Consider the following 11,634-nt stretch of genomic DNA (forward strand, 5'->3'; position numbering starts at 1 on the left):
CCCGGAATCTTCGACCCATATCCCCCGAACCAAGATGCGAAATCTACAAGAAGAACTAAAAGAAAAAGAAGAGGAAATCCGAAAACTCAAGGAAATATTGGAGCTCTACGAAAGAGTTTCCAAGCTGGGAGAAGTAGAATTACTCGCAGCAGAACAGATCCTGAACGCCCATGAAACTACGGCAAATCTTGCCAGAAACGAACTCATAGAAATGAGGGACAGGTTCAAGGGACTAGGACAGGTTAACTCAGAAAGAAAAACCGCAATCTTAGAGATCGTAAACGATAAAGAAGCACCTCTTCCCAGCCTCGCCAATAAATTCGAAGAAATGGGAAAAAAGGACGATTATTTCTACTCCGACTTTTTCAGAATTATCGCAAACCTGGACCTACCGGAATCCGAGGCCAGATCACTATGGAAAGAGATCTATGCTCACGCAGAAGGTTTGAGTAAACAGCTGGGCAGAAGTATGAATTTCGTAGTCGCACTTCTAGATTATATTTATCTAAAGAATCGGCTGATAGAAAATCCAAAGATCGTGGATATATATTCCTTCGAAGAGATCATACTAAACGCAGTCATAGACGAAGGAACAGGGATTTATAATAAAAGATATTTCAACCTGGTCTTAAACAAAGAAATTACTAGAAGCAAAAGATATAAAAGAAGTTTCTGTCTCTTCCTATTCGATCTGGACAATTTCAAAAGGATCAATGATACCAAGGGACATTCTTTCGGAGACGATATCTTAAAACTGGTGGCCGGAACATTGATGTATGCATTTAGAACCGAGGATATCAGCTGCAGGGTCGGAGGAGAAGAATTTGCGGTCATTCTTCCGGAAACCAGCAAAGAAAACGCAAAAGTAGCTATCGAAAGATTCAGGACCTATTTGAGAAATTCCTCCAAGAACGACTTCGGGATAGAAGTCACAGTATCCGGTGGAGTCGCCGAATACCCTGGAGACGCAGACGAAAGTAATAGATTATATTCGTTTACAGACGCAAAACTGTACGAAGCAAAAGCCGCAGGTAAAGATCGTATTACGTATGTTTGATTATTTTTCTTCTATTTGATATTCGATTTCTTTCGTAGTAATTTCGTTCAGTTTGGAGATCAAAAGTTCGTTTGTATTCGCCAAACGATCCGCCAAAATCCTCACCATTTTAGCTGCAAATTCAGGATTAGCGAGTAGGTATCTTTCCAATTGTTGTTTGGATTCCACCGCGACCATTTCAGTGTCCATTACTGCTCTTGCAGTCGCAGTCCTTGGCTTAGCTCTAAACAAAGCCATCTCGCCGAAAAAATCTCCCTTTTTCATCAAGGCCAAACGAGTGGCCGAGTTCTTATGAGTAAAAAATATTTCAACTGTCCCGGAGGTGATGATATACATCGAGTTATTCAACTCGCCTTCTCTAAAAATAATCTGGCCGGCCTGGATATTAATTTTATTCATGAATTCCTAACTTTTCGATTTAGACCAAGACATCTAAAAATCCGGTCCGTCTTATCTGACTTCGAAACTTTCCGTTTCCTAACTGGGAGCCAATATTCTGACATCCCCCAGGATATATCATCGGGTTAGAAAAGACAATCTTTGAGCCAAATCTCCGGTGAAGGAACTCCCCTCCCCCATCAGTTAGTTGGCATCTGACATTTGTAGAATTATGTCACATTATAGACTTTAAATAAAATTTGGGGAGGCGGTATTCTCAAAAAAAAAATTTAAAATCAGGACATTCCGTTCTTAAATCTAGGATCCTGGACTACGCCAGACTCACGGATCTCAGACAAAGAATTCGCATAAGCGACTAAAATTTTCAAAGCGAATACACTTCTTTCTCTGATAAAACTGTCTTCCGGAGAGACTGGTTCTCCACCATTAATCAAATGTTCCACATCCCTGAAGATCAATTGCTCCGGGATATAACAGATCTTGGTATTTTTATAACTGCTCGCCCTCATTTCATTGATCGGAAAAGCCCCACCTCTACCTGAAGAAACAGAAACAAGTAGCCCAGGTTTATGGCCCAGTTGGACAAGTCCCGCATGAAGGAAGAAATTTTTAATAGCAGGGCTTGCCATGCCGCCGTATTCGGGAGTGATAATAACAAAACCTTCTGAACTTTTTAAATTTTCGTCGATAGGCTTCCAAAGGCTGGTCCAAACCTTATCGTCGCTTGTCTGAGTTGAATCATATAGAGGAAGTGGATTTTTTCCCAGATCTAATGTCCAAGTTTCCACAGACATTTCTTTTAATTTAGAATTTAAAAATTCGCCTACCTTAGCGGATTGAGATTCTTTTTGTTGGGAGCCAACGATGATTCCAAGTTTCATTCTATTCCTTTATTAGAAACCCGAGTGGGATAAAAAAAGATCACCCAAACGGTCGTATGAGAACAGAATCAAGAGCCTTGAGTTTTCTCCAACGAGAAAAAAATCGTCTTAGCTCAATCCGTATTTTTTCTTTAGGTTAGAAAGTTCCCTTAGGAAAGACTCTCGATTCTTAACAGTCAGAGGTTTAAGATCTAGGGTAATCCTTTCTCCAGGTTTACGGGGTGAAATCGTTTCACCCCCCCGTCCTTCTTTCTTTTTCAGAAGGGTTTCCAGGTTTTTTACGGAAAGATCACTCCCACTTTTAAGCAATTCCGAAACGGATTTCTGATCTAACCTAGCAATAGAACTTAACTGTTTCACATACCTTTCGGTATAACCTAGGATCTTACCGACTTCTTCTGCGGTTTTTTTTCTTTCCTTTCTTAAGAACTGGATTGCCCTTCCTACTTCCCAAGGATTCAAACTTTTACGTTTTTCGTTTTCCGCCAAGGCAATCTCATAACATCTGTCTTCGGAAGCTTCGGTCTCTACAACAGGAATGGACTTCCAGCCAATCAGTTTAGCGGCTTGGAACCTTCTTTCTCCGGCGACTATTTGAAACTTCTTACCTAACTTGCGAACAACGATTGGCTCTATTAATCCCAAACGTTTCATTGATTCCACAAGATCGCTTACGTCTTCTTTTCCGAAAACCCTGGGTTGTTCCGGATTAGTGATAATATCCGAAAGAAGAATTTCTTTTTTGAGGGATTCATCCCCGCCGAAAGCCGTTAATAAATCCAGCCCCGCAAAATCAGCTCTTTTTGCCATTCGCTCTCCTCATTACTTCTTCCGCTAAGGTAGAAAACATCTGCATTGCTTTAGGATCATATTCGGATAAAAGTTTACGTTTTGCTTGGGACTGAGGAATTGCTTCTCTTCTATACACAACGGAATCAAATACCGGAAAATATTTCCGAACAGTTTCTGCAAGTCCCGAAAGCGCCCTGGAATCCTCGTATTGATTTAATACAGCACCCAAAAGTCCGAGGCCTGGATTTGCTTTTTTACGGATCTTCTCAATTGTACCATGTAGATCTTTCAGGCCTTGGACGCTAAATGCTCTAGTCTGAATCGGAACCAAAACAAGATCCGCTGCGATCAAAGCATTCTCCAAGATCAAACCAAGAGAAGGAGGACAATCTATAATAATATATTCGTAAGAAGAACGGACCGGCAATAACGCCTCTTTCAAAAGATCAAAATCGTCCCTCTCATATGGAGTGGTAAAATTCGCCAAATGAATAGAAGAAGGAACCAAATCCAAACCAGGAGCAAGGTTCACGATAATTTCGGAAATGTCTACCTTGGATTCTTCCTTATAACCCAGGCTATGAAAAACGGATTTGTCCGCCTGGCCCACATACAACTGAGTGATATTTGCCTGTGCGTCCCAATCTAGGAGCAGAACTTTTTTGCCTGATTTGGCCAGTGCTTCCGCGAGACAGATGGAAACTGTGGTTTTACCTTCTCCACCTTTTTGATTGGAAACTGCAATGATCACTGATTCGTAGGAATGTTTTACTTTTTTGGAGAAGTACTTATCCAAAACTTCCGTCTTGTACTTGCCCTTATTATCTTTTGGTAGGGACCATTTTTCGGCCTTCTCCAGGAACTCATCTTCCGAACTTAAAACGTATTCGGAGAGGACTTCTTCCACACTTAAAACTTTGGCTTTCACTTCAGACCTTGACCCTGATAGTAGATCAGCCTAAAGACCGAATTTGTCAAGAAAACCTATGTCTCATATAGGTTTAAGAGCGAAAAAACCGAATTGAAACGATAGGGGAGGGGAGAATGCTTAGGTTGCTTCTCGGAAAAGGAATTCACTGGGGATGAAATCATTTCACCCCTATTCTCTAGGATGAAATGAAAATTCAAATTCGAATTATAGCCATACTATTCTGCCTATTTGCCACGACTCACCTCCCTGCGCAGGAGCTTGAATCTCCTAAAGAGATAAAACAAGACACAAAACTCCCTGGAACTGCGGCATCCCAAACAAAATTCCAGGCACTTCTATCCGAACTAATGACCAGAAGTTCCATCACGGGGATCTTTGGAGAAAATGGAGGCCAACATATTTTCGAATCGGGGACAAAGTTCCCGAATCTTTCCGGATTAAAAGCAGGGTCCAGGATTACCTATGACAGAGAATTCGAATACGGCGGAATCGGTTTAAAACATTGGTGGGAAACCTGGGAGATCAACTTGGAGTATAGGACCACTTTTAAAAACCAAAGAACTGGAGAGGGAAGGGATGAGGACTTTTTCTTAGGAAGTGTGAGCAGAGAGAAGGGAACCAAGATCGATTTTGCGAACGCAAGTTTTTACGATACACCATATACTTTCACAGGAACCCAGAACTTTGCGGATGGTAGAGGCAAGCTTAAGATGAAAGATGATAGGATCGGATTTCTTGCCAGAAAATATTTTGGCGGAGCGAGTCCCGATCCGAGAAAACCAGGCTCCGGTTTCTATCTTAACGGCGGAGCCTATTATACTTATTATAAATATTATTTATATGATGTAATGCAATGGATCGCAACTTCACCCGTAACCTATGGTCCAATCGGAATAGGACTCAGCTATTCTATCTCAACATGGGAGATTCCATTCGGATTCGGCTATAGGTATTCTAACGGAACTTGGTTATTAGAGGCAAGTTTTTCCGGTAATGTTTGGTATTCACATTTCAGGGACTATCATTACCAACGAAATTTAAACTTCATCGGAGATTCCTCCGGCTTCGGAGTGGAAACAAATTTAGGAGCGGGCTACATACTGCCCTCTTGGTTATTTTTCGTTAAATTAACGGAGCATAGATTGTACGGAGAAGGAAGTTTTCAAACCCAGGGAGGCCTGAACAATGAAGACATTATTTCCAATTATTCGGGAAGATATAGAAATTATCTGAGCACAAAGCAGTATTCTGTGGAATTACAGGTTAGCCATTTTTTATGAAAAACAAACTTCTTCTGATCAATTTGGGCGGGCCTAGGAACGCCGGAGAAATCCCCAAATTTTTGAAAGACCTATTCGAAGATCCTCTAGTTTTTGATCTTCCACTCCCTGAATTTCTTAGGATTAGACTCGCTAGAAAAATTGCGGAGACTAGAGCCAAAAAAGTAGAAGAAACTTATGCCTCAATGGGATTCGGAGGAGGCTCCCCTCTTGTTTCCGAAACCGAAAAACAAGCAGATGGTTTAAAAAAACTTTTGGAAGAGTCCGGAGAAAAATGGGAAGTCAGAACAGCAATGTGCTGCGGCTATCCGGACATCAGAGAACTCCCTCCCGAATGGACAGACCCTAAAGAAGGAGTTGTACTTCTTCCCTTATTCCCCCATTTTTCCAGATCAACGGTACTTTCCACCGCAATGCTCATGGAAAAACAATTGGGATATTGCCCTGCATCCAATCCACTTTGGGTCAGACCATTTTCCGATAGAAAAGAATATTTAGAATCAATCCGAGATTTGATCCTGGATTTTTTCCAAGGAGAATTGACCGAAAAAGATTTTTTACATATCAAACAGGAAAAGATCCAAGATTGGCAAAACCTGGATATAGTCTTTAGTGCGCATGGAATCCCTCTTCGCCTAATTAAAAAAGGTGACCTCTACACAAAAGAAATCGAAGAGAATGTCCAGGCACTCACTTCACTATTGCGAGAAAAAGGTTACAAAGGACAAATTCATTTATCGTATCAAAGTAGGGTAGGGCCGAGTAAATGGACCACTCCAAACACCTTGGATAAGATACAGGAGTTAGGACAAAAAGGTATCAAAAGGATCGCAGTCTATCCGATCAGTTTTATAAGCGATCACTTGGAAACATTAGAAGAAATTGGAGTCCAGATCAGGGACCATGCATTCGAAAATGGAATATCCGAGTATTATAGAATTCCAGCACCAGGTTCTTATCCGGCATTCCTAGAAGCATTAGCAAAGTTCGTATTCGAAGCCAAGTATTCTGCGCAAAAAGGTAACCGCTTAAGCTGCATCTGCAAGTCTTCAGGTGGATGGGATCCGAAAAAAGAGAAAGTTACTTGCGATTGTGCATAAGAGAACAGAAAAATCGCACTTGACGATTGCACAGAAATCGTGCAAAATCAGGATATGAAAAACGTCACTTTCAGGATAGACGAAAGCCTGATCCAAAAAGCCAGAGCAAAAGCGATCGACCTAAATAAGTCGCTAAACGAACTTTTTGTAGAGTGGCTTACTACATTCTCCAATGATAATCGTGAGTCTTTGGATTATAAAAAATATATCAACAAATACTCTCATATCCGGATCAAAGAAAAATATTCGAGAGCTCAGATGAATGAGCGCTAGGATATTTTTAGATACAAATATCTTATTATATCAATTCGGAGAAGACGGGGATAAACGAGCGAAAGCAATCGATATTCTGGATCAAGCAGTCAAGACGGATAATTACGTTATCAGCTACCAAGTGATCCAAGAATTTTCGAATGTCGCATTGAATGAAAAGAGAAAATATTTTTCAGTTCAAGAGCTGAAAAGTTATCTACAAGATATCCTGATCCCTCTTTGCAAATTTTATCCTTCCAGCGATTTTTATTTGGAAGGTTTAAGAATTAAAAATAAATATAAATACTGCTTTTATGATAGTCTCATTTTGGCAGCTGCAATAAGACTCGGATGTTCTCATATATATTCAGAGGATCTGCATTCAGACCAGAAATTCGAAGGGCTACAAATTCAAAACCCATTTAAAACTGGATCTAAAAAGAAATAAAATTAGAGTCTTTCTTCATGCTCCATGTCCAATTTTTCAAAACTCAATTGATTTAGAGATGAAACCCTAATTCCATAGGAGTAAAATATGGACGAATACTTAATTTTAATGCGACTGGATCTAATCACAAAAGAGGCGCAACCTTCTCCAGAGCAGCTGCAAACATATATGAAAATGTACCAAGACTGGGTAGGAGGAATTGCCGCTCAAAACAAATTTGTAGGAGGCACCGGGCTATCTACGGAGGGAAAGGTTATCAAATCCGGACAGATCATCACTGACGGGCCATTTGCCGAAACAAAAGAATCAATTGCAGGCTTTATAACGATCAAGGCCAAAAATTTCGAAGAAGCCGCTAATATCGCAAAAGAATGCCCCATCTTGAAAGGGGAGGGGAATAGCGTGGAAGTAAGAAAAATTGTCGGTGTAGATAATACACGTTAACCGACACCTAAAAACATTCAGGTTTTATGCAAAGTTCGGAGATATTACCTCATTTATTCAGAAATGAATACACTAAAATTGTCTCCGTTCTTTGCAAACATATAGGTTTCGAAAGACTTGAGATCGCGGAAGAAATCGCAAGCGAGACCTTCTTAACTGCGACAGAGTCCTGGGGGATCAAAGGAAATCCACAAAATCCGACTGCCTGGCTTTATTCTGTGGCAAAAAATAAAGCAAAAAATTATCTACAAAGAAATTCAGTCTTTCAAAACAAAATTCTTCCGGAAATAACTAAATCACTATCAGAGGATTTGGAACCGGAGATAGACCTTTCTCCAGAAAATATATATGACAGCCAACTCAGCATGATGTTCGCAGTCTGCCATCCTTCTATTTCCCCAGAGGCACAAGTAGGGCTTTCTCTCAGGATCTTATGCGGGTTCGGAATAGAGGAAATTGCAGATGCATTCCTAACTAATAAAGAAACGATCAATAAGAGATTATTTAGGGCCAAAGAAAAATTAAGAGAGGAAAAAATCCTCATTCAACTTCCAGCACCGGAAGAAATAGAAGATAGATTAGACACTGTCCTTTCTACGATCTATTTATTATTCAACGAAGGTTATCATTCTATCAGCCAAAATAAAGCTCTGCGAAAAGATCTTTGTTTAGAAGCAATCCGTCTTTGCAGCATGCTTGCAGAAAATAAGATCACTGACAAACCTCCAGTATATGCACTTCTCGCCTTAATGTGTTTTCATACTTCCAGATTCGAAGCAAGACAAGACGAGAATGGGGAACAGATCCTATACCAAGACCAAGACATAAACCTTTGGAATTATGAATTGATCGGCAAGGGAGAAATTTTTCTAAATAAAGCGGCCAACGGAACCAAACTTACAAAATATCATTTGGAAGCCGGAATCGCTTATTTGCACACTCAAAAGGAAGATACAAAAGAAAAATGGGAAAATATTCTGCAGTTATACAATCGTCTACTCCAGTTACAATATTCTCCTATTGCCGCTTTAAATAGAACATATGCTCTTTCTAAAGCGAATGGAAAAGAAGAAGCAATCATAGAAGCGGAAAAATTAGAACTGAAGGAAAATCACTTTTATTTTGCTCTTTTAGGAGAACTATATTTCGATATAGATAAAACAAAGTCGTTAGAAAATTTTCGCCAAGCATATTCACTTGCAAAAACCTCTCACGATAAGACAAGTATCCAAAAAAAGATCGATCAATTCTCGATGTAAATATCATGCTTAAGACTAAGAACACAAAACATATTAGCGTTACCATTCCTGTTTCCCGAAAGGCAGCTTACGAATATCTTTCCGAACCTAAAAATTTCCCGGAATGGGCCTCCGGATTATGCAAGTCCATTTCTCCTTTAGGAAATGGAGAATGGTCCATAGATTCTCCCATGGGCAAACTCACCGCAAAATTTACGGATAAAAACCAATATGGGATCCTCGATCATTACGTGATATTCAGTCCTGAAAATATTTCCTATAATCCTCTTAGGATTATAGGAAACGGAGAAGGGAGTGAGCTCATCTTTACATTATTCCAAACAGAAGGAATGACTCTCGAAAAATTCGAAGAAGATTCCAACTGGATTAAAAAGGATTTAGAGGAACTTAAGGGAATTTTAATAAAGAAATTTGCTCTCTAATCAAGCCGAAAGATTGGGATGATAAAGGGAGAAGGCACGCTCTATAATGGATTTTAGCCCTATCCCGTTCCTAAAATTCCCCTCCACCCTGATCTCGCCCGGAAGGACTCTATCCAAATCTCGATTGAAAGCATGCAGTTGAGGCCCGTATACAGGGAGGGCATCTTTCCAAATAGTCACATAGTGATTCAAAGGAATCCCACCTTCGGAAAATAGTTTTTTGCGATCTTCTTCCACTACGGAGATGATCTCCTCTTCCGTTTTAGAGGAAATTTCTCTATCACCTGCTCCACCCATGATAAAAGTTTCGGAATGAATTCCATCGGAGGTCCTGCCGGAGAATATAAAATCGTTAAACAAGATCCCTCTGGATCTGATCCCTAGCTCGGAGGAAAAACTTTTATGATCTTTCGGGAATAATACTCCGAATCCTCTTTTTCCATTTAAGATAGAATCCCTTCCGAAACGGGTAACACTAACGATCGGCAAAGTATCCAACATTCCTTGGTAGGACTTAAACTCTTTATATTCCGATTTTAAAAGTTTCAAAGCCGTCGATAGATTTGTCGCGATAGTGATTTTGGATTTTGGATAACTAACTCTTAATTCTTTTAAGTTAGTGATGTCCTGATTATATTTGATCTTTCCTTGAGAAGATACTCTTGCTTCAAGGGCACCAAGTAAAGTTCCGAGGCCGCCTCTAAAACTTACAGTTCCTCTTCTTCCCGGAAGAATTTTTGGTTTTCCTTTTCTGGAATTTCGAAGATGCAGAATATTTTTCCAAAGAGGTGCCTGTTCAGGTAAAAATTTTCCGAGCACCAGCTCGGCAGACATTGCATCCAGATCACCGGCATATATTCCGCCTAATGCTGGCTCTAACACCTTACTAAGTGTTTTTTCTCCCAATACTCTTTTGCCCCATTGGTAAATGGATTCTCCCGGAAGAGGTTGGGAAGGTACAGTCAATGTTGAAAATACCAGAGATATTATTTCGAAAATGGAAAGAGGCAACCTTCTCATTTTTCCGTCTGAAAATATATAACGTTTTTTAGATGTAGGATTGGAGATTAAGATATCCAATCCCAAGCGTGCAGCAAGGCTTTCCAATTCCCAACAATTTAGAATTCCGTTTGCTGCCGTTTCTACGATCCCGTATTCCGTTCGAACAGAACGGATTAGTCCACCAGTACTTTCTCTTTTTTCCAGTACTAATACGGACTCGCCCTTCTCTAAAGCAAGAAATGCATGCAGAAGGCCGGTAAAACCCGCGCCGATTACTATATGATCCGGAACCCATTTCGCCACGGATACAAAGTAATGGGATGGAAACTATTGGCAATAAAATCCTAGATTTTCTTTCAAATGGAAGAAAAGTTTTTGTCAGGATCAGAATTCGAATCTGTAACCCATCGTATATTTGGTTTCCATTCCGGAGAAGGTCCCATTACCTGAAAATCCACTTCCTGCTCCGACGCTCGCAGGTATTGCAGATATCACCATTCCCTTGCTTTGTCCGTCTGAAAACTGAACCACTGATTTGACAGAATTTGCAAATAAATACGAATCAATCAGATTCAAAAGATAAATCCCGCCTAACACGTATAAGGCGCCTTGGTATTCTTTAAAGTTTTTGTCGGCTTCTTCTCTTTTAAGTTGAACCTGACTAGATTGATTCGCTAGATATGCATCAATAGGAGATAAAGACGGTGTAACCGCCGCTTGGGCTTGACCAAGTGCCGCAAGTGTCAGACTTTCTCTTGTGTACGGATTTCCCAAATCCCCATATTCTTTTACAGAAGTTCTATAAACTCTAAACTTATCGTAAGCCACAAATGCTGCAGCCGCAAATAGGGTAGGGTAGAGAAGGGACTGAAATTTTCTGTCCGTATAATATTGACCCCAACCCGGTATAGCCGCAGATCTCATGAGTGCATTCAAAGGACGTTTAGCTTCTTGTTTACGAAGTTCTTCGAGGCGGCGAGCTTCTTCGTCGGCGGCTGCTTGTTTTTTCAGATCTTCTTCTTTTTGTTTTTCTTCATCCAATTGTCTTTGAGCAGCTTCTTTATCTTCTTGCTCTTTTTTGTCCGCGGCTAGTTTGTCTTCTTCCTCTTTGCGGATCTTTTCCTCTTCGTCGTCGTTTACGTCTTGGAAAAGTATTTTAAGGATCAGATCTTTATCTACTTTACGTTTTCCTGATTCTGTTTGTAAAAGAACAGAATGCTGGTTTTGGGTAATGATATCCCCTTTTACTTTTCCACCTTCTCTCAATAGAACGGTGACGGGAAAGATCCCGATAGGAGCAAAAACGATCAATAAGATCGGAATTATTTTTCTTAAATGTAAAGATGACATTTCAAAAACGAAAAAGT

Annotated in this window: 14 protein-coding genes; 8 read left to right on the forward strand and 6 right to left on the reverse strand. The window is 40.2% G+C overall.

Features of this window, described 5'->3' with window-relative positions; translation table 11 throughout:
• Nucleotides 1-34: 34 nt before the first annotated feature.
• Nucleotides 35-1,057 (forward strand): GGDEF domain-containing protein, encoded by a 1,023-nt coding sequence (locus CH365_RS13985; protein WP_100769189.1) that lies wholly within the window; start codon nucleotides 35-37, stop codon nucleotides 1,055-1,057.
• Here CH365_RS13985 and CH365_RS13990 read toward each other — a convergent pair whose 3' ends face one another.
• The 4 genes from CH365_RS13990 to CH365_RS14005 all read right to left on the reverse strand — a co-directional run bounded on the left by CH365_RS13990 (nucleotide 1,058) and on the right by CH365_RS14005 (nucleotide 4,057).
• Nucleotides 1,058-1,456, reverse strand: coding sequence for a cyclic nucleotide-binding domain-containing protein (locus tag CH365_RS13990; protein WP_100769190.1), 399 nt, complete (start codon nucleotides 1,454-1,456; stop codon nucleotides 1,058-1,060).
• Nucleotides 1,457-1,731: 275 nt separating this feature from the next.
• Nucleotides 1,732-2,337, reverse strand: a complete 606-nt coding sequence (locus CH365_RS13995) for an NADPH-dependent FMN reductase (RefSeq protein ID WP_100769191.1) — start codon at nucleotides 2,335-2,337, stop codon at nucleotides 1,732-1,734.
• A 108-nt stretch (nucleotides 2,338-2,445) separates the two neighbouring features.
• Nucleotides 2,446-3,147 carry a ParB/RepB/Spo0J family partition protein gene (locus CH365_RS14000; protein WP_100769192.1) on the reverse strand — a complete coding sequence of 234 codons (702 nt, stop codon included), beginning with the start codon at nucleotides 3,145-3,147 and terminating at the stop codon, nucleotides 2,446-2,448.
• Nucleotides 3,131-4,057, reverse strand: a complete 927-nt coding sequence (locus tag CH365_RS14005; protein WP_100769193.1) for a ParA family protein — start codon at nucleotides 4,055-4,057, stop codon at nucleotides 3,131-3,133. Before CH365_RS14005 ends, CH365_RS14000 begins: the two co-directional genes overlap by 17 nt.
• Nucleotides 4,058-4,245: 188 nt before the next feature.
• Between CH365_RS14005 and CH365_RS14010 the strand changes: the two genes are divergently transcribed.
• The 7 genes from CH365_RS14010 (at nucleotide 4,246) to CH365_RS14040 (ending at nucleotide 9,265) form a co-directional block, all read left to right on the forward strand.
• Nucleotides 4,246-5,340, forward strand: coding sequence for a putative porin (locus CH365_RS14010; RefSeq protein WP_100769194.1), 1,095 nt, complete (start codon nucleotides 4,246-4,248; stop codon nucleotides 5,338-5,340).
• The gene (hemH, locus tag CH365_RS14015; protein WP_100769195.1) at nucleotides 5,337-6,440 is read left to right on the forward strand and encodes a ferrochelatase; all 1,104 of its coding nucleotides are present in this window, start codon (nucleotides 5,337-5,339) and stop codon (nucleotides 6,438-6,440) included. The genes CH365_RS14010 and hemH overlap by 4 nt, the downstream gene beginning before the upstream one ends.
• Before the next feature lie 54 nt (nucleotides 6,441-6,494).
• A complete protein-coding gene (locus CH365_RS14020; RefSeq protein WP_100769196.1) occupies nucleotides 6,495-6,713 on the forward strand; it encodes an antitoxin in 219 nt (72 codons plus the stop codon).
• On the forward strand, nucleotides 6,703-7,140 hold the full coding sequence (locus CH365_RS14025; protein ID WP_100769197.1) for a PIN domain-containing protein: 438 nt from the start codon (nucleotides 6,703-6,705) through the stop codon (nucleotides 7,138-7,140). Before CH365_RS14020 ends, CH365_RS14025 begins: the two co-directional genes overlap by 11 nt.
• Before the next feature lie 87 nt (nucleotides 7,141-7,227).
• Entirely contained in the window at nucleotides 7,228-7,584 is a 357-nt protein-coding gene (locus CH365_RS14030; protein WP_100769198.1) for a YciI family protein, read from the forward strand.
• Between the two features lie 26 nt (nucleotides 7,585-7,610).
• A complete protein-coding gene (locus CH365_RS14035; protein ID WP_100769199.1) occupies nucleotides 7,611-8,843 on the forward strand; it encodes an RNA polymerase sigma factor in 1,233 nt (410 codons plus the stop codon).
• Between the two features lie 5 nt (nucleotides 8,844-8,848).
• Nucleotides 8,849-9,265 carry an SRPBCC family protein gene (locus CH365_RS14040; RefSeq protein ID WP_100769200.1) on the forward strand — a complete coding sequence of 139 codons (417 nt, stop codon included), beginning with the start codon at nucleotides 8,849-8,851 and terminating at the stop codon, nucleotides 9,263-9,265.
• Here the strand turns inward: CH365_RS14040 and hemG are convergent, their stop codons facing one another.
• Both hemG and CH365_RS14050 read right to left on the reverse strand, forming a co-directional pair.
• Nucleotides 9,266-10,570, reverse strand: coding sequence for a protoporphyrinogen oxidase (hemG, locus tag CH365_RS14045; protein WP_100769201.1), 1,305 nt, complete (start codon nucleotides 10,568-10,570; stop codon nucleotides 9,266-9,268).
• A gap of 81 nt (nucleotides 10,571-10,651) precedes the next feature.
• Nucleotides 10,652-11,617 carry an LA_0442/LA_0875 N-terminal domain-containing protein gene (locus CH365_RS14050; protein WP_100769202.1) on the reverse strand — a complete coding sequence of 322 codons (966 nt, stop codon included), beginning with the start codon at nucleotides 11,615-11,617 and terminating at the stop codon, nucleotides 10,652-10,654.
• Nucleotides 11,618-11,634: the final 17 nt, after the last annotated feature.

It is taken from the genome of Leptospira neocaledonica, from assembly GCF_002812205.1.
GTDB lineage: Bacteria > Spirochaetota > Leptospiria > Leptospirales > Leptospiraceae > Leptospira_B > Leptospira_B neocaledonica.

Coding starts and splice junctions, on each gene's coding strand:
- CH365_RS14000 (WP_100769192.1), bottom strand. CDS start 3,147: ATGGCAAAAAGAGCTGATTTTGCGGGGCTGGATTTATTAACGGCTTTC.
- CH365_RS13985 (WP_100769189.1), top strand. CDS start 35: ATGCGAAATCTACAAGAAGAACTAAAAGAAAAAGAAGAGGAAATCCGA.
- hemH (WP_100769195.1), top strand. CDS start 5,337: ATGAAAAACAAACTTCTTCTGATCAATTTGGGCGGGCCTAGGAACGCC.
- CH365_RS14050 (WP_100769202.1), bottom strand. CDS start 11,617: ATGTCATCTTTACATTTAAGAAAAATAATTCCGATCTTATTGATCGTT.
- CH365_RS13995 (WP_100769191.1), bottom strand. CDS start 2,337: ATGAAACTTGGAATCATCGTTGGCTCCCAACAAAAAGAATCTCAATCC.
- CH365_RS13990 (WP_100769190.1), bottom strand. CDS start 1,456: ATGAATAAAATTAATATCCAGGCCGGCCAGATTATTTTTAGAGAAGGC.
- CH365_RS14010 (WP_100769194.1), top strand. CDS start 4,246: ATGAAAATTCAAATTCGAATTATAGCCATACTATTCTGCCTATTTGCC.
- CH365_RS14040 (WP_100769200.1), top strand. CDS start 8,849: ATGCTTAAGACTAAGAACACAAAACATATTAGCGTTACCATTCCTGTT.
- CH365_RS14030 (WP_100769198.1), top strand. CDS start 7,228: ATGGACGAATACTTAATTTTAATGCGACTGGATCTAATCACAAAAGAG.
- CH365_RS14025 (WP_100769197.1), top strand. CDS start 6,703: ATGAGCGCTAGGATATTTTTAGATACAAATATCTTATTATATCAATTC.
- CH365_RS14020 (WP_100769196.1), top strand. CDS start 6,495: ATGAAAAACGTCACTTTCAGGATAGACGAAAGCCTGATCCAAAAAGCC.
- CH365_RS14035 (WP_100769199.1), top strand. CDS start 7,611: ATGCAAAGTTCGGAGATATTACCTCATTTATTCAGAAATGAATACACT.